This is a genomic window from Acinetobacter sp. Root1280, assembly GCF_001425285.1.
GTDB classification, from domain to species: domain Bacteria; phylum Pseudomonadota; class Gammaproteobacteria; order Pseudomonadales; family Moraxellaceae; genus Acinetobacter; species Acinetobacter guillouiae.
This window is the reverse complement of sequence record NZ_LMED01000026.1, coordinates 1-23,388: the sequence shown is the minus strand read 5'-3', so window position 1 is coordinate 23,388 and position 23,388 is coordinate 1. Positions and strand designations below refer to the sequence as shown.

The 23,388-nt window shown below is 39.4% G+C and carries 17 protein-coding genes and 1 pseudogene; 8 read left to right on the top strand and 10 right to left on the bottom strand.

Features of this window, described 5'->3' with window-relative positions:
• Positions 1–21 precede the first annotated feature (21 nt).
• Complete coding sequence (locus ASC84_RS17230) at positions 22–1,323, top strand: solute carrier family 23 protein (RefSeq protein WP_004718863.1); 1,302 nt, start codon at positions 22–24, stop codon at positions 1,321–1,323.
• A gap of 49 nt (positions 1,324–1,372) precedes the next feature.
• Here the strand turns inward: ASC84_RS17230 and ASC84_RS17225 are convergent, their stop codons facing one another.
• The gene (locus tag ASC84_RS17225; RefSeq protein ID WP_056517009.1) at positions 1,373–2,089 is read right to left on the bottom strand and encodes a nucleotidyltransferase domain-containing protein; all 717 of its coding nucleotides are present in this window, start codon (positions 2,087–2,089) and stop codon (positions 1,373–1,375) included.
• Between the two features lie 106 nt (positions 2,090–2,195).
• On the opposite strand from ASC84_RS17225, the gene ASC84_RS17220 reads away from it, so the two are divergent.
• Complete coding sequence (locus ASC84_RS17220; RefSeq protein ID WP_056517006.1) at positions 2,196–3,344, top strand: SEL1-like repeat protein; 1,149 nt, start codon at positions 2,196–2,198, stop codon at positions 3,342–3,344.
• 17 nt (positions 3,345–3,361) lie between these two features.
• On the opposite strand, the gene ASC84_RS17215 is transcribed toward ASC84_RS17220, so the two are convergent.
• Entirely contained in the window at positions 3,362–4,492 is a 1,131-nt protein-coding gene (locus ASC84_RS17215; protein ID WP_056517004.1) for a TDT family transporter, read from the bottom strand.
• A 207-nt stretch (positions 4,493–4,699) separates the two neighbouring features.
• Here ASC84_RS17215 and ribF point away from each other — a divergent pair, with 207 nt between their 5' ends.
• The 4 genes from ribF (at position 4,700) to ASC84_RS17195 (ending at position 9,613) form a co-directional block, all read left to right on the top strand.
• Positions 4,700–5,701: a riboflavin biosynthesis protein RibF gene (gene ribF, locus ASC84_RS17210; protein WP_056517002.1), complete on the top strand. Its 1,002-nt coding sequence runs from the start codon at positions 4,700–4,702 to the stop codon at positions 5,699–5,701.
• A gap of 61 nt (positions 5,702–5,762) precedes the next feature.
• Entirely contained in the window at positions 5,763–8,603 is a 2,841-nt protein-coding gene (ileS, locus tag ASC84_RS17205) for an isoleucine--tRNA ligase (RefSeq protein ID WP_004718871.1), read from the top strand.
• Entirely contained in the window at positions 8,596–9,135 is a 540-nt protein-coding gene (gene lspA / locus ASC84_RS17200; protein WP_004718873.1) for a signal peptidase II, read from the top strand. Before ileS ends, lspA begins: the two co-directional genes overlap by 8 nt.
• Positions 9,128–9,613 (top strand): peptidylprolyl isomerase, encoded by a 486-nt coding sequence (locus ASC84_RS17195; RefSeq protein WP_004818226.1) that lies wholly within the window; start codon positions 9,128–9,130, stop codon positions 9,611–9,613. Before lspA ends, ASC84_RS17195 begins: the two co-directional genes overlap by 8 nt.
• Before the next feature lie 72 nt (positions 9,614–9,685).
• Here the strand turns inward: ASC84_RS17195 and ASC84_RS17190 are convergent, their stop codons facing one another.
• Positions 9,686–10,375, bottom strand: a complete 690-nt coding sequence (locus tag ASC84_RS17190; protein ID WP_056516999.1) for an aspartate/glutamate racemase family protein — start codon at positions 10,373–10,375, stop codon at positions 9,686–9,688.
• A gap of 316 nt (positions 10,376–10,691) precedes the next feature.
• Between ASC84_RS17190 and ASC84_RS17185 the strand changes: the two genes are divergently transcribed.
• Positions 10,692–11,597 carry a LysR family transcriptional regulator gene (locus ASC84_RS17185; RefSeq protein WP_056516997.1) on the top strand — a complete coding sequence of 302 codons (906 nt, stop codon included), beginning with the start codon at positions 10,692–10,694 and terminating at the stop codon, positions 11,595–11,597.
• A gap of 138 nt (positions 11,598–11,735) precedes the next feature.
• On the opposite strand, the gene ASC84_RS17180 is transcribed toward ASC84_RS17185, so the two are convergent.
• Positions 11,736–12,479 carry a sulfite exporter TauE/SafE family protein gene (locus ASC84_RS17180; protein WP_056516994.1) on the bottom strand — a complete coding sequence of 248 codons (744 nt, stop codon included), beginning with the start codon at positions 12,477–12,479 and terminating at the stop codon, positions 11,736–11,738.
• Between the two features lie 208 nt (positions 12,480–12,687).
• Between ASC84_RS17180 and ASC84_RS17175 the strand changes: the two genes are divergently transcribed.
• The gene (locus ASC84_RS17175) at positions 12,688–14,085 is read left to right on the top strand and encodes a glutamine synthetase family protein (RefSeq protein WP_056516990.1); all 1,398 of its coding nucleotides are present in this window, start codon (positions 12,688–12,690) and stop codon (positions 14,083–14,085) included.
• A gap of 171 nt (positions 14,086–14,256) precedes the next feature.
• On the opposite strand, the gene ASC84_RS17170 is transcribed toward ASC84_RS17175, so the two are convergent.
• From ASC84_RS17170 to ataA, 6 genes and pseudogenes are all read right to left on the bottom strand, one after another.
• Positions 14,257–14,634, bottom strand: a complete 378-nt coding sequence (locus ASC84_RS17170) for a surface-adhesin E family protein (protein ID WP_004718881.1) — start codon at positions 14,632–14,634, stop codon at positions 14,257–14,259.
• A 52-nt stretch (positions 14,635–14,686) separates the two neighbouring features.
• Positions 14,687–14,977, bottom strand: coding sequence for a chorismate mutase (locus tag ASC84_RS17165; protein WP_016539541.1), 291 nt, complete (start codon positions 14,975–14,977; stop codon positions 14,687–14,689).
• Positions 14,970–16,310, bottom strand: coding sequence for a hypothetical protein (locus ASC84_RS17160; RefSeq protein ID WP_004718883.1), 1,341 nt, complete (start codon positions 16,308–16,310; stop codon positions 14,970–14,972). Before ASC84_RS17160 ends, ASC84_RS17165 begins: the two co-directional genes overlap by 8 nt.
• A gap of 248 nt (positions 16,311–16,558) precedes the next feature.
• Positions 16,559–18,388 carry a dihydroxy-acid dehydratase gene (ilvD, locus tag ASC84_RS17155; RefSeq protein WP_056517335.1) on the bottom strand — a complete coding sequence of 610 codons (1,830 nt, stop codon included), beginning with the start codon at positions 18,386–18,388 and terminating at the stop codon, positions 16,559–16,561.
• Positions 18,389–18,973: 585 nt separating this feature from the next.
• The gene (locus ASC84_RS17150) at positions 18,974–19,768 is read right to left on the bottom strand and encodes an OmpA family protein (protein WP_056516986.1); all 795 of its coding nucleotides are present in this window, start codon (positions 19,766–19,768) and stop codon (positions 18,974–18,976) included.
• Positions 19,769–19,831: 63 nt separating this feature from the next.
• Positions 19,832–23,388 (bottom strand): annotated as a pseudogene (gene ataA / locus ASC84_RS17145) (trimeric autotransporter adhesin AtaA); the annotation flags it as partial.

The window sequence follows — 23,388 nt, the reverse complement described above, 5'->3', positions numbered from 1 at the left end:
TGTTTTTTGAGTGCTCAATTTATGTCCAACTGGTTTCCCAAATGGCGTCCTTATTCTGGCAGCATTGATGCAAGGCCTGTCGGTACCAATGAGTATTTACCTCCTGCGCAAAGTGTCGTTTTAGGGATTCAACACGCATTTGCCATGTTTGGTGCAACTGTACTCGCACCCTTTTTAATGGGCTTTGACCCAAACCTTGCCATTTTAATGTCAGGGATTTGTACCATCTTATTCTTTATTGTTACGGGTGGTCGTGTTCCAAGTTACCTAGGTTCAAGCTTTGCCTTTATTGGGGTGGTGATTGCTGCAACTGGCTATGCTGCATCAGGTACAGGTACGCCAAATGCAAATTTAGCTGTTGCAGCTGGCGGGATCATGGCATGTGGTGTGTTGTATGCAATGTTCGGCTTGCTCGTCATGGCAACGGGGACCAAATGGATTGAAAAACTCATGCCACCAGTGGTGACTGGTGCAGTGGTCATGATCATTGGTTTAAACCTTGCGCCTGTTACGGTGAAAGGTGTCGCTGGCAATGACTTTAATATGTGGATGGCCTTGGTCACTGTACTGTGTATGGGTTCAATTGCTGTATTCACAAAAGGGCTATTACAACGCTTATTGCTCTTGGTTGGGTTGTTATTGGCTTATTTGATCTATTTCATTGTTGCAAATGTAATGGGAAATGGAACACCGATTAATTTCACGCCTATTCAACAAGCCGCATGGTTTGGTACACCCACTTTCCATTCACCTGTTTTTGATCTCAATGCAATGTTAATTATTGCCCCGATTGCTTTAATTTTAGTGGCAGAAAACTTGGGTCATATCAAAGCAGTCAGTGCCATGACTGGCGAAAACCTAGATCCACAAATTGGTAAAGCTTTTGTTGCAGATGGTATTGCAACCACGCTTTCTGGTGGTGTCGGCGCACCTGGTATGACCACCTATGGTGAAAATATTGGTGTAATGGCCGTTACGCGTGTTTATTCTACGATTGTTTTTGTCATTGCTGGTATTTTTGCAATTTTCTTAGGGTTTTCACCTAAATTTGGCGCAGTTATTCATACCATTCCAACGGCGATTTTAACAGGTGCTTCAATCGTGGTCTTTGGTTTAATTACCATTGCGGGTGCGAAGATTTGGATTGAAAATAAAGTCGATTTTTCTCAAAATAAAAACTTGATGGTTGCCGCAGTAACAATCATTTTAGGAACGGGTGACTTTGCCCTTCAATTTGGTGATTTCAACTTGGGTGGTATTGGTACTGCAACGTTTGCAGCATTGATTCTCAACTGGTTCTTTAGCTTAAAAGATAAATCATAATTATAAATTTAACCTATTTTAAGCAGCCAAAAGGCTGCTTTTTTTATTTTTATATAATGTGAGCATCTATCCACAAATAAACGTTTTTTATTTCTTGGAGAGAGGTCTCACTTGGTACATTTGGATGATCAAGTTCTTTTAACAAGTATTGAAATGCTGCTTTCTGTTCAGGATATACATCTATCGCTTGTGCCACAGTATCGTTTAAATTACATGGCCATCCTTCTATATTGTCCAATGTCAAAGGGAGCAGTCGTATTATCCGTTTAATTAAAGATTTTTTAAGGTTGATTAATTCTTTTGCTGTTTGATCAGATGCCTCTAATATGCGTAAATACCCTTGTATATCTGCATCATAACCACTATTTATCGCCTTAATTACATCTCGATCAATCTGAACATCGTTAAAGAGCGCAGATAAATCTTCTCCATAAATACACTGACAAAAGAATTTGATCCATGCTCCCCAACTTTGTAGGGAATGCTCATTTAAAACCTCGTCTAGAAAACCAATATCGACATCAACTTTAGGTATAAATGGGTGTAAAACCCTAAGATTTGCGCTTATTTCAACAATTTTTTCATTTAAATTTTTAGGTTTATTTTTAAAAACAACACAAAGGTCTAAATCTGACTGACCGATAATTGCAATGCCTTGAGCGACACTGCCATAAACATAGATACTATGTAAATCTTCAGCAAAGCTGCGACTAAAAGCGTTAATCACCTCTTCTAGCACGGGCTGAAATACTTTTTGAATCCTCATTGATTGCAACATTCATTCACTTTTTAATTTTTAAAAAAAATTAACAATTGAGACAAAATAAAATATACTCATTTTAATTAGACTATAAAAACTAAAAATGATGAACATGAATAAATTTTTTTTTGTTACTCTCATTATATGCCTAACAATAAATCCTCTCCTCGCAGAAAATCAAACTCTTAAAGATATTCAACTTCTTGCGGAACAAGGAAATTCCAATGCACAATTCAGATTAGGCAACATCTACTTGCAAGGAAAAGAAACAGAAAAAAACCCCATCAAAGCTTTAGATTGGTACACCAAAGCTGCTGATCAAGGGCATTCAACAGCTCAATTTGCACTAGGAGTTCTATATGACTTTGGTGAATATGCTGACAGCATAAAACAAGATTCTGTAAAGGCAATCAAGTGGTATACAAAAGCAGCAGATCAAGGTGTTGCCATTGCTCAATTTAACCTTGGAAATAACTATTACAATGGCGATGGTACAGATAAAAACTATGCAAAAGCGTTTGAATTATTTACAAAGTCTGCATTTCAAGGAAATGATGATGCTCAGTTTTATTTAGGTTTAATGTATGCTTATGGGCAATATGTTAAACAAGATTATGAGCAAGCGTTAAGCTGGTATACTCAATCGGCTAATCAAGGGAATAGTAAAGCTCAATTTAATCTTGGAAACATGTATTTATATAAAAAAGGCGTAGAACAAAATTATACTAAAGCATTTGAATGGTGGACTAAAGCAGCTGATCAAGGTCTTGTTAATGCCCAATTAAATTTAGCTTATGGTTATTATACTGGTCAAGGTACTCAACAAAATTTTGTAAAAGCTTTCGAGTGGTACAATAAAGCTGCCAATCAAAACTCTATTACAGCACAACTTTACCTAGCAAAAATGTATAGAGATGGTGAGGGTGTAAAACAAGACTATTCCAAAGCATTTGAGTGGAATAGTAAGGCATCAGCCCAAGGAGACCCCACTGCGTCCTACAACTTGGGCATTATGTATAGAGATGGTGAAGGCGTAGCTCAAAATTATAAAAATGCTTTTGATGCTTTTAACAAAGCTGCCAATCAAAATCATAGTTCAGCATTATATAATTTAGGAGTCATGCACTCTAAAGGTTTAGGTATACCTCAAAACTCTACCAAGGCTCTTGAGGCGTTTAGTAAAGCTGCTGATCTAGGACTGCCTGAAGCTAAAGAGATTTTAAATAAAGTTAAAAATACAAATACTTTGCTATATTTTTAAAGCTGAACTATTGATATTCACTCTCTTTCCAACATAGTTTTTAAACAAGGAGAAAAAAACAAATTCCCTTGATACATCCCCCGCAAAGTTTTGCTCATCACCATCACCCACAACATCATTAAAATTGCAGCAAATGCTAAGCCTGTATCTACAATAAAACTGAGATGTAATTGGTGACCTAAACTCAATATTGCCAAGGTAAATACACCCAGTGGGAAAGTCAGGCCCCACCAACCGAGATTAAAAGGTAGCTCGGTTGCCGCATGTTTAAGTGTGGTTAGAACTGCGATTGCAACCCACCACACACCAAAGCCAAGCAAAATAAAACTTGCCACAATCCCAGCATTTTGAAAGAACACACCTAAATTTTCTAACTGAATCAATGCCAAAACTTGAGGAGCCTGAGCACCTAGAACCAAGAGTGCCAATGCACCTGTACCAATTGGCCCTAAAGCTAACCAGCTCGTAATTGCCAACTCTTTGCTCGGCAATTGATGTACAGCCAAACGTAACATCAGAATGGTGAGAATCCCAAAAGCAGGCAATACAGACATCCCCCACAGCATATAACTGGCGAATAAAATAGCCACTGCCTGTTGACTAGCATGCATATGCGCTAAAAGTAAGCCGCCTGATGTTGCTGCAACTTCACAGGCCACAATTGGCAATAGCCACATTGCAGTCATTGTATGCAATTGATGATCTTGTTTATGGAACATACAAAACGGTACCAGCACCCCAATACCCACCGCTAAAACCACATCGACATACCACAACAACTGCGCAATTTGGAACGCAACATCACCATAAATGGGTATGCCATATTTTAAAAAGCCATTTAATACCGTTGCCAACCCCATTGGAATTGCACCTAAAAAGAGTGCCATTGCTGGATGGGAAAAAATCTGCTTCGCTTCTTGAGGATAGATGAGCCAGCGTAGAACATACAGTATGATAAATACAGTAAACAGTAGTGTGTTGAACTGCCATAAAATAGTTGCCAGCTGCCATAAAAAATCAGATGCAAACGGAAACTCAGGCAAGATCAGTGCAACAACCCCTGTTCCCATGGTCATGGTGAACCAGTTTGGCGTAAACTGTCGAATCACATCACCTGTTTGTTCAAGTTGGTAAAATGGCTTTTTCATCGCTTCATCCTCATTTCAGCAGATAAATTGATTATAAAAGCATCTTTTAATAAATAAAATTGATTTAATTTAATAAAATGAATCAATTTTACTGATATAAAAGTATTCTCAGTCATTTTTTTCTGGATAAAAACACAACAACAAAGACGAAACTGTGAGATTATGGCAATATATAGTCCTTTCAAATTTTAAGCTTATTTTGAAACCATGCAGCTGTTACGTCTAAATGCCTTAGCACCAAATTTTCAATTGCCCCAAACCGCTGTGACGATTGGCAATTTTGATGGTGTCCATTTGGGACATCAGGCGATGGTTTCTCAACTCAAAGAAGTGGCTAAAGCCCAAAATTTAAAAACCTTGGTGATGATTTTTGAGCCGCAACCTTTAGAGTTTTTCAAAGGTTATGAAGCACCACCACGGATTTCTTCACTCAGAGAAAAAGTAGAATATTTATCTGAATTGGGTGTCGATTATATTGCTATCGCTAAATTTGATAATCAATTCCGTAGCTTAAGTGCAGAAAACTTTGCAAGCCTGTTAAAAAACAAACTCAATGCGCAAAGTTTGATTTTAGGTGATGATTTTCACTTCGGTAAAGACCGTCAAGGCAATAGTGAATTTTTAAAACAATATGGTTTTGATGTCACCAATCTCAATACCATTGAATTTAATGGCGAACGTGTCAGTTCAACCCGTATTCGCCAAGTTCTCCAAGCGGGTGACTTATCACTTGCAGCAAAATTATTGGGTCGCCCATACAGCATGATTGGTCGTGTGCAATATGGTGATCAAATTGGTCGTACTTTGAATTTTCCAACCATCAATGTTCGACTTGGCCGTCATAAACCCTGTTTAAGTGGTATTTATGCTGTCGATGTTATTTGCGAAAGTACCTCATTGACACAGAAAGTCAAAGCTGAGAACCCCGATAAAATCGGTGTGTCTGGCTATCAAACAGATGCGTTATTTGGTGCGGGCCATGTGGGAACACGCCCTGCAATCAAACAAGAACATCCAGAATGGCGATTAGAAGTACATTTTCCAAATGTTTCTGCTAATCTGTATGGTCTGTTAATGCGGGTCACTTTCCTCGACTATTTACATGGTGAATTAAATTACCCATCACTTGAAGCGCTTCAGGCGGGTATTGATGATGATGTCGAGCGTTTGCTTGAGTTTCGCAAAAACACCCCCAAATTTCCTTTTTAACTTAAACTTTTATTGTAAAACGCGTCAGCAATGGTGCTGATAATATTGGATGACAACTTGCATGAGCGATAAGCAAACTTCTGAAAATGCAGTGGATTATAAAGCCACGCTAAACCTACCAGGTACTGAATTTGCAATGAAAGCAAATCTCGCAGTACGTGAAGCAAAATGGTTAGAAGAGTGGTATGCCGACAACATTTATCAGCAGATTCGTGCTTCGCGTATTGGCAAGAAAAAATATATTCTGCATGACGGTCCTCCATATGCAAATGGTTCATTGCATTTAGGTCATGTCGTCAATAAAGTTTTAAAAGACATTATTGTTAAAAGTCGCACTTTAGATGATTTTGACGCACCTTATGTTCCAGGTTGGGACTGTCATGGTCTACCAATCGAGCTCAAAGTCGAAGAAAAAATCGGTAAAGTTGGCGTAAAAGTTGACGCATCGACTTTCCGTAAAGCCTGCCGTGAATATGCATATACCCAAGTCGAATTACAAAAAAAAGACTTTGTTCGTATGGGCGTGTTTGGAGATTGGGATAATCCATATCTCACCATGAACTTCAAACAAGAAGCAGATATTGTTCGCGCGCTCGGTGAAATTGCCAAAGCAGGCCATATCGAACCTGGTCTAAAACCAGTGAACTGGTGTATGGATTGTGGATCATCACTTGCTGAAGCAGAAGTGGAATATGAAGATAAAAAATCTGATGCAATTGATGTGGGTTTCGGTGTTGTAGATCTTGCTGATTTGTCTGCAAAAGTGGGTGTCAGCGTTAGTAATCCAACAGATATCGTGATTTGGACAACGACACCGTGGACATTACCCGCGAACCAAGCAGTTGCCTTACATGCAGATATTGCCTATCAATTGGTGGAAGTTCAGTCTGAGCGTGGCACACAAAACTTAATCTTAGCCAAAGATTTAGTTGAATCTGCATGTGAACGTTACAAACTTGAACAACCAAAAGTATTGGCTGACTTTGTTGGTGCGACGCTCGAAAACTTACAATTACAACATCCATTGATTGTAGATCGTCAAGTACCTGTAATTTTAGGTGAACATGTCATCGCAACCAGTGGTACAGGTGCTGTGCATACTGCACCTGGACATGGTGTGGACGATTATAAAGTTGGCTTAATCTATAACTTAAAAGTAGAAAACCCTGTAAGTGGTAATGGTGTATATTTACCGACTGCGCCTCTTTTTGCAGGCGAGCACATTTATAAAGCCAATCCAAAAATTATTGAAGCATTAACAGATGCTGGCAAACTCTGGGCGCATCTGCCAATTAAGCACAGTTACCCACATTGCTGGCGTCATAAAACACCAATCATCTTCCGTGCAACCCCACAGTGGTTTATCAGCATGGATGCGAATGGGTTACGCCAAGATGCTTTAAATGCGATTGAAAATGACATCGACTTTGTCCCTGATTGGGGTAAAAACCGTATCAAGTCAATGATTGAAGGCCGCCCAGACTGGTGTATCTCTCGTCAACGGACTTGGGGTGTGCCGATTCCATTCTTTGTACATAAAGACACCAATGAATTGCATCCTCGTACCGCAGAGCTCATTGAAGATGTGGCGAAGCTCATCGAAAAAGAAGGCATTGATGGTTGGTATAACCGTGAAGCCAAAGCATTTATCGGTGATGATGCTGAACAGTACAATGCTGTTCGTGACACACTCGATGTATGGTTTGACTCAGGTACAACGCACTATGCAGTATTGCGTGAACGTGCAGAACTGCAAGATCCTGCTGATTTATATCTTGAAGGTTCTGACCAACATCGTGGTTGGTTCCAGTCTTCATTGCTCACGTCGATTGCGATCCATAAACGCGCACCTTATAAAGCCCTGCTTACGCATGGTTTTACCGTGGATGAAAAAGGTCGTAAATTATCGAAATCATTGGGTAACTTTATCCCACTTGAAGACATCATCAAGCAGTTAGGTGCTGATGGTTTACGTTTATATGTTGCATCAAGCGATTATCGTTATGAAATTGCCGCAAGTAACGAAATCTTTAGCCGTGTAAGTGACAGCTATCGTCGTATTCGTAATACTTTACGTTTCTTATTGGCAAATTTGAACGGCTTTAAACCATCAACAGATGCGTTACCTGTAGACCAATTGATTGCATTGGATCAATACATCTTACAACGTGCAGCAGACGTACAGAAAACCATTCAACAAGCTTATGAAGATATGAACTTCCATGTCGTCACCAATGCTTTGACCAGTTTCTGTATCAATGATTTGGGTGGTTTCTATTTAGACATCATCAAAGACCGTCAATACACCACTAAAGCAGATTCAACAGCACGTCATTCTGCTCAAACTGCGTTGTATCATTTGGTTCAAGCCTTTGTTCGTTGGATGAGCCCTATCTTAAGCTTTACAGCACAAGAAGCGTGGCCATTGATTCCAGAACAAACTGAAAAATATGTATTTACTGCGCATTGGTATGATATTCCAGTGGCATCAAGCACCAACTTGATCTCTGAAGCAGATTGGCAAACCTTAATTGAAGTCAAATCTGCGGTTAATAAACAGATTGAGACAGCGCGTAATGCGAAATTGGTCGGTAGTAACCTGTCTGCTAAAGTTGAACTTTGGGCAAATACAGACCTACAAAACGTCTTGAAGCAATTGGGCGATGAGCTTCGTTTTGTCTTGATCACCTCTCAAGCAATTGTTTATGACTACGCTGAGCAAGGTGAAGCAACAGAGCTTGAAGGCCTACGTGTTAAAGTTTCTGCTGCTGAAGGCGAAAAATGCGCACGTTGCTGGCATGTTCTTCCAGATGTGAATACACATCATGCACATCCAGGGCTTTGTTCTCGTTGTATTATTAACCTTCCTACAGGTCAAGGTGAAGAGAGAAAATATGCCTAATCCGCAAAATAAAAAGGGCTTATTACAGTTTTATCCGCATAATTTGATGTGGCTTGGACTTTCTGTCCTTGCCATTATCATTGACCAATGGACAAAAAATATTGCAAGTGCAGAGCTGACTTATGCTCAACCTGTACCTGTACTGCCCTTCTTAAATTGGACATTACTGCATAATTACGGCGCAGCATTTAGCTTCTTGTCTGATGCGGGTGGTTGGCAGCATTATTTATTCACAGGCCTTGCAGGCGTTGTATCGATCATCTTTATTTTTTGGCTTATGCGTATGCCAAAAACCACGCTGATCTTACCTGCTGCAATCGCATTGATTCTTGGCGGCGCATTGGGGAATTTAATTGATCGTGTGACATTAGGTTATGTGGTCGATTTTATTCATTTGCATTACCAAGGCAGTAGTTTCCCTGCATTCAACATTGCCGATAGTGCGATCACTCTCGGTACGATTTTATTGTTAATTGATACCTTCTTTTTAGAAAAGCATCGTATTCAACGTGCGGAAGCGCAAAATGACTGAACAAATGATTAACCCCAATGACGAAACGCGTGTTGCGGATGGCTCAAAAGTAGAACTGCATTTTTCTGTTGCCATCGAAAGTGGTGTTGAAATTGATAACACACGTAGCCGTGAAGAGCCTGTAAGCTTAGTGATCGGGGATGGCAGTTTATTGCCAGGTTTTGAAAAAGCCTTATTTGGTCTTCGTGCAGGTGACCGTCGTACTGTTAGCCTTCCACCAGAAGATGCTTTCGGTCCGTGGAATTCTGAAAATGTGCAAAAATTCGATACAGTAAAATTCGAACAACGTCCTGTTGAAGGCCACATGATTGAGTTTGAAGACAAAGCCAAACAAAGTCTATTTGGCGTGGTTAAAACTGTCGGTGAAGATATCACTGAAGTGGATTTCAACCATCCACTCGCAGGTAAAAATATCACTTTTGAAGTAGAAATCTTCAAAGTTACTCCTGCGGGTCAACAAGGTGTGAAAATTATGTAAGCCTTTGCTTATATAATATTTAAAGCTCCTTCGGGAGCTTTTTTATTGATACAAATACCCACTTCAAAAAGGTCAAGACAAAGTAAAATCCACAGCAGCTTGCACATGGATCGACGTTGTATCAAACAGCGGAACAGAAAACTGAGTGTCTCCAATGAGCATACAAATTTCTGTACATCCCAAAATAATGCCTTCAGCACCCTCTAATATTAGCTGCTCAACAATATGGATGTATTTCTGACGAGATTCTTCCTTGATCACACCTAAACACAATTCATCATAAATAATATTGTGAACCATCTGTCGATGCGCTTGGTTAGGCACCAGTACATTGATGCCTTGTTCTTCTAACCGATGCTTATAGAAGTCTTGTTCCATGGTAAATTGAGTACCTAACAAACCGACTTTGCCAATGTTCTGATTTAAAACTTCTTTTGCTGTTGCATCAGCGATATGAATAAATGGAACTGAGACCGAGCTTTCAATAGCAGAAGCAACTTTATGCATGGTATTGGTACACAGTAAAATACCTTCTGCCCCTGCTTTCTCCAACTGAATTGCCTTCTCTGTTAAATACAGTGCTGCATCGTCCCATAAACCTTGACGCTGTAATATTTCTATCTCAGCGAAATCAACACTGATTAAAACAATTTTTGCAGAGTGTAATTTTCCTAATTTTTGTTGAACGCTTTTATTCAGCTGCTGATAGTACAAGTCTGTAGATTCCCAACTCATTCCACCTAATAAACCAATCGTTTTCACTTTTTTGCTCGCTTAGAATTTTCATCTTTTCTAGGGTATTTTGAGATTTCATAAATGGTTTGCGTTTTAGACTCAAATTGAGCAAGTCAGGCATATGATCAATATCAATCAAGTTACTTATGTTTCAAACCTATATATTTTCCAATACAAGCACTTTAAATATCCAGTGACTATCGTACGATATCGTCGTGATCAAGCCTTCATTGTTTCAATTTAAATCTCGTCTTACTCATCGTTGAAACAATCTACACGATATCGCATATTTGTATGATTATTCAGCTATACTTTGATCTCATTTCAGCTCTTTATGATTCGCATGCGCCTAGACTTCTTCGATTTGCAACTTTTTATCAATATCGTGGACACAGGAAGCCTCACCAAAGGCGCAGAACGCTCGTCGATTTCACTACAGGCAGCCAGTGAACGTATTAAAAAACTCGAACAACAATATGCCACAAGCCTTTTTACTCGGCATGCCTCTGGGGTCAAACTCACAATTGCAGGTCAAACTTTTGCAGAACAGGCTTTACGTCTAATACAACAAAGTAAACAGCTTGAACAAGCGATGTCACCCTTCGCAAAAGGCCTAAGCACACAGATGACTTTGTGGTGTAATTCATCTGCACAAAGTGAATATCTGCCCTTATTACTTCCTCAGTATTTAGTTGAAAACCCCCATATTCAGATTGATCTACAGGAAGCTGAAAGTAATGAAATTATTCAGACCATTGAAAAAGGCAATGCAAAACTCGGCTTAATTTCGAGCTTTTTTAATGCACATCAATTACAAACTTTAGCCTTTTCAGATGATCCGTTAGTGCTGATTTGTCCATCAAATCATGAATTAAGCGAGCGAACAGAGCTCAGACTGGTCGATACTCTGAACTATGCCTTTGTGGGTTTAATGCAATATCACTCTCTACAGCAGTCGATTGAAAACCAAGCCAAATTGCTCAATTGTGCAATTCAGTATCGTTTAAGATTGCCAAATTTTGCTGCGATCGCACAAGTGGTTGCAAGTGGTGTCGGCATTGCCATAATGCCCAAACGGGCAGCAATGCGACTCAATCAACTCTATGCATTTGATCAAATTGAGCTGGTTGGAGAATGGGCAAAACGCCAACTACAATTAGCTGCTCAAAATTTTGATGAACTTCCAACAGCGTATCAACACTTTGCCCAATTTTTAATTTCACAAAAATCGAAACTGATTTTAGCTTAAAGACTTAAGCACCACGCTAATATTCATTTTTAAAACTAACTAAATCGCTATCATCTGCTTTGATTTTTTCAGTTTACCCAATATGGTCATAGCTTCACATGTGCGGACAGAGCCATTACACGACCATTTGTCCTCAGACTAGATCACACCAAATTGATGCAATACCGAATATAAGCCAAAAATCACCAAGCCACAGAAGAAAACTTTACGAAATTTTTGCTCTGGAATACGATAACGAATTTTTGTTCCCACCCACATTCCTATTAATGCAGGCACCAAAGCAATAAGAGATAACTGATAATCAATTGGCGTATCTTCAACAGGATTTTGATGTAAGAAAACAGCAAGACACAATGTTGAAACGGTAAAAGCTAAACCTAGAGATTGAACCAAATCATCACGCTTTAACTGCAAAGATTGTAAATAAGGGACCACAGGAATCACCACCACTCCCGTGGCAACAGTTAAAGCACCGCCTAAATATCCAATGATTGGGGAAAGCCATTTTTCATGCGGTGCAAGATTTGGCATACGTTTGGAAAATAAACCATAGAGTCCATACAATGCCAGCATTCCACCCAGTAATGCTTCACTATGAAAACCACCACTAGAGTGCCCTAAAGTTGGGAAAACACTCCAAATTGAACCGATAATAATCCCCAACAGTAAGGGATAAAAACGGCGAACTAACCGCCATACATGACCTTCAGCAAACAATTGCCAAAAGTTGGTCACCATAGATGGAATGATCAATAAAGTTGCGGCTTGGAATGGGCTAATCACAAGGCTTAAAAGTCCCATTGAAACGGCAGGTAAGCCGAGACCAATTGTGCCTTTAATCATGCCTGCAATTGCAAATACACCAATTACAAATCCCATCATGTCGTTTTACCTCAATATTCTGAGGCAATGCTACGCCAAAGCTTTGTTTTGAAATATCACTGTTTTTAGGATAGAGCCTCAAGCAATGATTGAGGCTTGATGTTGAGTGTTTTGGCTAAGTAGCTAAGAAAAGAATTTACGATCATTTTACGTTACTAGAGCAAACAAGCTTTCTATAATTTTTTTACCCCATTTGGATTTATTCACAATGAATATGTCACTTGCCAATTCTACAAAAATATTCCCCACAGCACTGATCTTAGAAAATCAGGACATGCATGATTTCAACAAAGAAATTCAACAATATTTAGAAGATTATCCAGAGACCCAGTTTATTGATATCTGCTTACATGATCTCAATGGTCATCTTCGCGGTAAGCGTATTGAAGTAAATGCCCTCCATCAATTGCAGAAAGGCTGTTACTTTCCGTTGTCTATTTATGCGATGAGCTTGGATGGTCAAGTGGTTGAAGAAAGTGGGCTGGGGAAATATATTGGTGAACCTGATCGCTTATGTATGCCCGTCTTGGGCAGTCTAAAGCCTTGTGCAGATCAACCCCATCAGCATGCCCAGCTGCTATTAACCATGAAATCCGATGATGGTTCAGATTGTGTGATTGAGCCTCGCAATATATTAAAAAGAATTTTATTGACACTGCATCAGATGCACTATTTTCCAATGATGGCTGGTGAAATCGAATTTTATTTGTCTGAAAATATCCAAGATGCCCCGTTTTCTCCCCAATCTGATCCGCTTTCTACCCAATGTTTCGATGTTGATACCCCACATAATTTTCAAACCGTTATTCAACAAATTGAATTAGAAGCAAAACGACAAGATATTGATTTAACAGGTGTTGTAGCTGAAAGTGCTTCTGGACAATTTGAATTGAATATTCAGCACAGTGACAACATTTTAAAACTGTGTGATGACATCATGTGTATTAAACGAATGATTCGTCAAATTGCGATGCAACATGGTTTAAAAGCCAGTTTTATGGCGAAACCAAATATGGCGAAAGCAGGCAGTGGCATGCACTTTCATATGAGCATACGCAATCAATGGCAAGACAATCTTTTTAAAATAGATCAGTTAAAAAATCCAAACCCCATCATGCAGAACGTGATTGCAGGTTTACTTGACTTAATGCCCGCATCCATGGCTATTTTAGCACCCAATATTAACGCATTTCGCAGATTCCAACTTGGCAATCATGTTCCACTAGAAGCCAATTGGGGCTTCAATAATCGCAATGTTGCGATTCGTATCCCCTGTTCAGATCAGGACAATCAACGCTTGGAATATCGTGTTGCAGGTGCAGACGTCAACCCTTATTTGTGTGTTGCAACCATTCTGACGGGGGTACTGCATGGCTTACATGCAGCACTGGATTTACCTCAATCAATCCAACAAGTAAAAGTGATCAACTCACGGCATTTCTTACCCTCTCATCAGCTTGAAGCACTGCAATTATTTGAAAAACATGCAGTCTTTAAACAATATTTTGGTTCAAATTTTATCCAATTATGGTGTGCATGTAAAAAGTTTGAATATCAATCTGTCATCAATAAAATCACAAATGCAGAATTGGAATGGGGCATATAAAGGGCTGATTTAAAAATTCTAATGCCTTAAATCAAAATAGTATGATGACCATAAATTAACAGTGATCAATAAAAAAATCCCTTTTATATAAAAGGGATTTTAAGCAGCTTAGACTGAATTGCGTTAAAGCTGATTATGCTTTAAGTATTGAAATAAATAACAATTTAGAAACTATTTACACACGACTTTAAAAAATGCCAGATTAATTTCATCATCATCAATATCACTTGGATCTGAATCTTGCGGATCGCTATTGATCAATTGACCATTTTTTTTATAATCTTCAACCAAAGTGATATTTGTCGTACGATCAGCACATTGGTCTAAATTATGAGAAAGTGTATAGTCACCTTTTTTCATATCCAGTTCTTCACTGTCTGCATCAGCAACAAACTTAGCCCAATAATTTACCGTTTTGTCTTTTTTCACAATACGATCGGTGTCTAGATAAAAACTACCATCCTCATCTTTGACAATAAATTTCCAATTTTCTGCAAGTGCATACTGACTCAACATTGTTGTAATGCAGATTAAAATAATTTTTTTCATACCGTTCTCTAAAATAAATATTTTTATGGGTGAAATTGAAATCACATCACCGTTATGGACGGATTTCTTTTAACTCTCTTTGGATAAAGTGCTGAATCATTTCCCGATAAAGCATTTCCACCAAATCAGGGTTGGTACCAACATCTATGGCTTTCTGACGTACTTTATTAATTACTTGTTGTACACGCTCAGGAGACTGTACGTCGTCTACATTACGTTTAAATCTGACAGCTTGATCAACATAAAATTGGCGGGTTGCAATCAACTCAATCAGTTCCTGATCCAACTGATCGATTCGATCACGTACTTGTTCTAATGATTCACATTTCTCTTTTTTAATCATCTGTTTTTTCTGCATCCTGTGCTTCTATATGATGTTGAGCGCGTTCCAACTCATTCTCGGCTTTATACTTCTGTTCTAACACATTACTAAAAATACTTTCAATCATCCAAACCCGATATAGGCTATTAAAAACGTAACGCTTTCCTTCAATACGCAATTCTAAAACAGGAAAATCAGGTTGATGCTTCTCTGCACATTGCTGATCATTGGCTGTTAATAAAGCTTCAACATCTGTATCTGTTAGATTTTCAATCCCTAAATCATGTTGCATTTGCTGTAAATGCGGCTTGAATGATAAATCACGCCCCTTGGTCCAAACCGCTTGTAAAATGTCATACATCACATCTACACGTTGCTCTTCTGGTACGCTGTAATAAAGCTTTGCCATATTTAAGGTGCTTTCAGCAGTCGGACGACAGAACGGGGTAAATTTCACTTCTGAACGCTTGGAAAGACGGGTTGCCAAACTCCAATCAAAAAAGTCCCGACCGTGATAACTCAGCGGAAATAAGTTCAACTGAATATTATAATAATTTGCGAGTTCTTCTTTGATATATGCCAATAATAACCAACTGATTGGGTCTTCTAAGGCAATATATAAATCAAGTTCAGGATGCATGGCCTGAATTTCAGCAAGCTCTTCCGCATCACTCATCAAATGCTCACGCCATTCAATGTGATTGATCAGAAAAATAGGGTTATCAATCAATAATTTTTGTTGTTTTAAGCGACGAGTCAGCCGTAATAAATCATCCACTGCATGATATTTACGTCCACCAAATTCAAAATAGCTTTCTAAAATTGGGCTTTGACCAAAAATACGTTCTGGAAAATTCTGTGGTTTTTGATGCTGACTAGCCATCACGAATAAAGTGCGCAATTTGCCATACTGCTGTTGCCACAGCATATGGAATACATCTTCGAGTAAATAAAGAAAATTTTGACCGGTCAGCGGTGTATTTCTAAGGATTGTTTCCGCTTGTTGTAATGCTTCTTGAGTTGGTTGTTCTGGTTTTTCATCATCATAACTAAAGCGATGTTGATTGGCTAAGATTTTGGCGTCTTCTAAACTATAATTGCGCCATTCCTCTATAGTCATGCCATTGGGGGGTTCTGCTGCGGTATTGGAAATAATCACTTTAAGTGGCTTTAAATCATCACTTAAAAGATCTTCCAATTGTGTCAGTTGCTGTACAGCAAGATAACTATAAACATCATCTAAACGCAGATAAATACTCAGTCCCTGTTCCGTAGATAACACCTCTTGACGAATCGGCTTTTGGTAAAACCAACTCGATCGGATTGGATCAAACCAACGGCGTAACAGTGACATGCGTAGAGCCTCGAAATAAGCACTGAAAAATAAAAGAAAATCTGATTGAAACTCGCTCAAGCATACCATTCATTCACGGGTGATGCTGAGAAAATTAATTCTAACCAGTCATAACAAAACTTATAACAATTTGAATCTGAATGATCAATATCCCAAAACTCGATAAAATTTAAATCGTTAGGTCAATGCAATAAAAAGCACCCAATCCATGAGTGCTTTTATTTTGTTTGGGAATCTTATTTTAACGCTTAGATTTCACGCACCGCACCTTTCGACGCACTGGTGGTATGCATAGCATAAGCTTTTAATGCTTTTGAAACCTTACGTGGACGTTCTTCAGCTGGCTGCCAACCTTTTTCGTCTTGAACTTTACGGCGTGCAGCCAAGGTTGCATCATCAACAGCGAGATGAATTGTACGATTTGGAATATCGATTTCAATCAAATCACCATCTTCAACCAATCCAATAACACCACCCTCTGCAGCTTCTGGCGATACGTGACCAATGGAAAGACCTGAAGAACCACCAGAGAAACGACCATCTGTAAGTAAAGCACATTCTTTACCTAAACCTTTCGATTTTAGATAGCTGGTTGGGTAAAGCATTTCTTGCATACCCGGACCACCACGTGGACCTTCATAACGGATGACAACCACATCACCAGCTTTGATTTCATGACCAAGAATTGAATCTACAGCAGCATCTTGGCTTTCAAAGACACGAGCCGTACCATTAAATTTCAGGATCGAATCATCTACACCCGCAGTTTTTACAATACAACCGTCCACAGCGATGTTTCCGTACAGTACAGCCAAACCACCGTCTTTAGAGAATGCGTGTTCAGCATTACGGATCACACCTTTTTCACGGTTACCATCTAAAGTTTGATAATAACGGTTTTGCGAAAATGCTGTTTGAGTTGGAACACCACCTGGTGCTGAACGGAAAAACTCGTAAACCTCTGGATCTTCGGTACGAATAATATCCCATTTATCTAAGGCATCTTTCAACGTATTTTCATGTACGGTATAGACTGTTGTATCCAATAGGCCAGCACGATCCAATTCACCTAGAATTGACATGATACCGCCTGCACGATGGACATCTTCCATATGGACATCTTGTTTTGCAGGCGCAACTTTACACAACACAGGCACTTTACGCGATAAACGATCAATATCGTCCATGGTAAAATCAACACCTGCTTCATGTGCCGCAGCCAATAAATGCAATACGGTATTGGTTGAACCACCCATTGCAATATCTAGCGTCATCGCATTTTCATAAGATGCTTTGGTCGCAATTGAACGCGGTAATATGGTGTAGTCATCTTGTTCATAATGGCGCTTTGCCAACTTAACAATCAATTGACCGGCTTTTTCAAATAATTTTTGACGATTTGCATGGGTTGCTAAAGTTGAACCATTACCCGGTAAAGATAAACCAAGGGCTTCTGTCAAACAGTTCATTGAGTTGGCTGTAAACATACCTGAACATGAACCACAAGTTGGACAAGCTGAACGCTCGTATTGTTTTACTTCTTCATCGGTAAAACTATCATCAGCAGCAACCACCATTGCATCAACGAGATCAATCGCATGTTCTGTACCACGGATTTTAACTTTACCCGCTTCCATTGGGCCGCCAGAGACAAATACCACAGGAATGTTCAGACGCATTGCCGCCATTAACATTCCTGGTGTGATTTTGTCACAGTTAGAAATACACACCATGGCATCTGCACAATGCGCATTGACCATATATTCAACAGAATCTGCAATCAAATCACGCGAAGGCAATGAATACAGCATGCCATCATGCCCCATTGCAATACCATCATCGACCGCAATCGTATTGAATTCTTTTGCCACGCCACCCGCTGCTTGAATTTGTTCAGCAACCAGCTGACCTAAGTCTTTCAGATGCACATGACCAGGGACAAATTGAGTAAATGAGTTGACTACCGCAATAATCGGTTTACCAAAATCTTCATCTTTCATTCCTGTTGCACGCCATAAGCCACGTGCGCCAGCCATATTTCTTCCATGTGTCGATGTTTTTGAACGATAGTCAGGCATTTGTATTTCCAACATTGTTTGAGCTTGAAATGAATATCAATTCACTCTGGCTAAATAAAACTGATGATATAGCAATAAATCAGTCGAAATATGAACACATCATACTATAACTTAGCATATAACCAATGATCTTGAGCATGATCTTTTTTTAAACAAGACGTGTCTATTGATATTCCAACAAGCTTTGTAGATAAATAAAACATTAGAATTTAATATAACGCTATCGTGTTGGATAAGACACAAAACTTCTATGAATAATTTTTTATTTTTTAATAAAAAATATTTATCATTTAATAAAATTCACTAAATTTTATTTTATAAAAGCTCTCTAAACGAACCTCGTTTATTCACTTTCAAACAGATTATTTCTGTTTAATCAAAATGTTTTTTGCTGATGCTTCTGCTCGGTTAACTTGGCAATCGATATCATTTGGTGATGTATGATTTATTCAAAATAAACCAGAATAGTAAATAATTTAAAACGCCCGATGAATTTCATCGGGCGTTTGCATGCAATAAGGCTCAATCTATTTGAAGAATAAACACCTTCTTTTAAACTGAATTTATTTGATTATGCATTCAGTTTTACCAAGTGATGTTTACTCGGCGATTAGGCGCTAAACACTCGACCAATTGAATTTTTTTGTTCATTCCATTGCATTTCTGATACACGTCAGTTTTATTTTCTGCTGAAAATTGAATTTGATCAGCAGGAATTCCTTGTTGTTTCAACAAATCTACAACGGTATTGGCTCTCGCTGCTGATAAACGTTGGTTATACGGAAATGAACCTAAACGGTCGGTATAACCTGCAACAAAAATCTTGCTATTCCCATCAGTTTGTTTAATTTGATCGGCAATTTTGCTAATCACTTCAGGATTTTTTACCCCACTTTTATCTGAATGATCAAAATAGAATAAAACACTGGCTGATTGACCTGTAGGGGATAGAGCCGTTTGTTCTGTCGCGGATTGGTTATTGATGCCCCAAGCCATCAGACCTTGGCATTGTTCACCTTTCCAATATAGATTTTCTGAACGGTAGTGCTTATCAAAGTCTATGCGCAACTGGCAACGTTTATATTGATTTGAGCTCGGCTCTCGAACATCCAATACGTAGTTCCAAGTTTTAACAGCAAAAAGGCCTTCAGAAAATTGTGGATTCCCCAAAACATGGCGAATCTGATCTTTGCTTAAACCTTTATCTAAACGTGCCACATCATCATATTCATAACGATTCACTTGCTTTAAATAACTGTCTTTCACTTCAGGAAAATGAATTTCTTGGATATTTGATGTTTCAACTTCAGCTGCATGACTCAATGACATCACAAGACCACTGAATACACTGAACATAATTTTTTTGTTAAATGCTTTCATTTTTTCTCTCTTAAAAATTTGCGAAGAAAAAGGAAGACCGTTCGATCTTCCTCGTCTCGTGATTTAGTCAATTACACCACTGATACCGATACGAACACTTGGGTCGCCTTGAGATGCTGCCGCAACACCACCTGTAATCGACCAACGTCCATTGTCTGCAGTTTTACGTAAGGTCACACCTACCGCATTCTCACCACCATGGTATGCCGCACCTGCAGCATAGGTATATTTACCAGGAATATATGGTGCTGATTCAAGTGCCATTGCTGCTGCAATACCCGCATTGGCTTTTTTCTCAACATCATCAATCCGGTTATTGGTAATACGGAAAGCGTTGTCTAACTTATTGCTGACATTGTCAATTTTGCTATTCAATGCTTGATCAGCTTGGTTCAATGCATCGATTGCACCACCGACATTGTTATACTTAGAGTCACCTACATTGTAAGTTGGTGCAGTGAAGCTACCCGTAATATTGTCATAACCAGCACCACCGCCAAGATAATTCACAACTGCTTGGTTGGTTGTATTCAATTGGCTACCGTTGACTGCATCTTTTGATGTTGCATTCACTGCACCCTCTTTAACACCTGTCACAACGCGGTTGCCATCTTTACCCGCCACACTCACACTGGTACCACCAGTATCTTTCGCAACTGTAACTGTTGCGTCCTTACCTGCTTGTTGAACTAAGCCGACACTACCATTGTTAATATCATTTTTGATATTGCTGATATCCGTTGAGTTTTGATCAACTTGTTGCTGAACATTCCACAATTGACCGCCATTTACAGCATCTTTAGAACCTTGAGTAACTGCACCATCTTTTACATTGCTAATGGTTGTACCATTTGTACCACCACCAAGTGTGATCTTATCTTTTGATGCATCGTCATATTTAACGGCATTATTGGCAAGCTCATTGACATTGTTATTCACAGTGCCAATTGCGCTATCTAACTGCCCTTTATTAACTGCATCTGTAGCATTTACAGCATTTGCCACGTTGGTAATTGTTTTATTACCCGCGTTAATACCTGCCACCGTTACACTTGGTCCACCGGCAATGGTTAATCCTGTGTTGTTTATCACAACCGCATTATTACCAATTGAGATTCCAGCATTATTGAGAACCGTATCACCTGCTTTCACAGAATCAACTGTTAAATCTTTTGCTGTTGATACTTCATAGTTGTCTGAACCATCAGCATTTTTGCTCTTATTCACAACAATATTCTGACCATTAGAAACAGTCGTTTTAGATGTTGTTGCCGCAGAGCCAATGGCTTTATCCAATGCTGTTAATGCATCACCGACATTCGACTGATTACCTTGTGCAACATTATAAGTTGGTCCAGTAATGGTGCCGTCAGCATTGACCTTCGCATTACCGCCCAAACCATTTACAAGTGCGTTTTGAGTGGTAACAACTTGGTTACCAACAGCTTTTAACTGCGCTACGTTTACAGCATCTGCATCTGCGCTACCCGCTGCAACACCAGTAATTTGACGATAAATACCGCTTGCCGCATCACCAACTGCTACTGCACCAGTTGTTGATGTTGTATTGCTAATTGCTGTTTTGTCTGCACTTGTTGCAACTGACAACGCATAACCTGTAACACCTGCACCAGTCGTCGCCGCTGAGCCATTACCTAACACAACTGAACCAGCAACTGTTTTGGTCACATTGTTTCCAAGTACAAACGTATCATCTGTAAGCACTTGGTTATTATTACCCACAGAATAACTGTTCGCACCATCAACAATGGTCGGGTCACCAATGGCGCCAGAATGATTACCTTTCACTTTGTTACCAGTACCAATACTAATTGATTGTGTACCTAATGCTTCAGCACCATAACCAATTGCAATTGACTCTTTGCCATTTGCTTTCGTGTTATGACCTAAAGCAACTGAACTATCCGCGCCACTCGCAACAATTGCATTTACACCAATCGCTGTAGAGTTTAAACCACCCGCACTTGAGTCATTAGTTGTTCCCAAATCACCTTTCGACATATCGGCATTGGTATGGAAGAACTTAATACCATCGGTATTCATCTTCTGCACTGTTTGACCAATCGTCAGACGATCTGTGGTTTCTTGACCTTGCTTATCGTAGGTTAAGAACAATGAATCTTGGTTTTTATTGTCAGGTTTCGTATTTACAACTTGATCAATAATATTCACTTTGTTGCCATTACCATCTACAACTTCAGTGATGTTTTTCGTGACAGCTTGCTTCAATTGCTCTTCAGTCGCTGCTCTACCTTTAGTCGCAAAATCACTCGCTGTAAGATCTTTATTACTCAATCCTTCAATTGTGTCACTTGCCTTATTAACAACAACATTACCTACAGTCACTTTGTCGAAGTTTACGTCTTTCGCTGTTGCAACTTGATAGTTACTTGAACCATCTGCATTGGTACCAGCAGTCACAACAACATTGTCTCCAGCCGTAACTGTGGTCTTCGCTTTGGTTGCTGAATCTTTAATGCTGTTGATTGCACCATCAATTGTGTTTGAACCCGTGCCACCAATGTTGCTTGTCGTAATGATACCAGTCGTTGCATCTCTCGTGGTCAAACCGCCAATTGCATTTTTCAGACTATTACCAACATCGTACAATTGACTACCGTTGATCGCATCAGTTGATGTTGCGTTAATAGCGCCTGCTTTAACGTTGGTGATCGTGGTTCCACCTGTACCTGCAAGGGTTACGTTGTCATAGTTTGCACTACCATCAGCATTCTTGTCGTACTTCACGGCAAACTTATCAGTTTCACCTTGCGATGCATTGAGAGTATTGATTGCTTTGTTGATGCTAGTTTCTGTGTTGCCACTACCATCTTTAACCGTCAACGCTGTGTTATCTAAACCTACAATCGTATTGCCTGAACCATCTTTAACTGAGATACCATCTTTACCGATCACAGTAGAACCATTTGTACCATTGGTTCCATCGTTCACTGTAATGCCAGTTAAGTTATTGAGGTTTTTATTTAACTCAATCGCAACTTGACCATTTGTAACCTTCGTAGTGATGTTGCTATCTGCACCAACAACTTCAACCGCTTCACCTAACTTCTTGTTAACTGTATTGCCATCTGCTGCTTTTAAGCCAAAGCCAGTATTAGTAAGACCTGTACTTAAGCTATCCAACTGACCTTTGTTKACYGCATCRCTTGCTGCTGTCGCATCYGCTACGTTCTCAACTTTGTTGCCATTCGCATCTAAACCATTTGCTGTCACTTTGCCTGCAAATACTGGTGCGTCGATCACTGTCTTGATGTTGCTGTTCGAACCTGCGCCTGTTAAGCCACCGGTAATGTTCAGCGTCTCTCCAAGTTTACGATCAACTGTGCCACTGTTACCCGTGAAGGTCACTGGTTTAACCACTTCASTGTTGAGGTTCGTTAATGCATCACCCACGTTGTTCGCTGTTGTGGTCGTACCATCTGTTTTAGTGGTGACGTAGCTTGGCGCACTGATTGCACCTGTGCTGTTGTCATATTTTGATCCACCGCCCAAGTTCGTTGCAGTGCTATTACCTAAAGTATCGGTCTTACTGCTTGATGCTGTAGTCGCTGCATCTAACTGACCTTTGTTGACCGCAT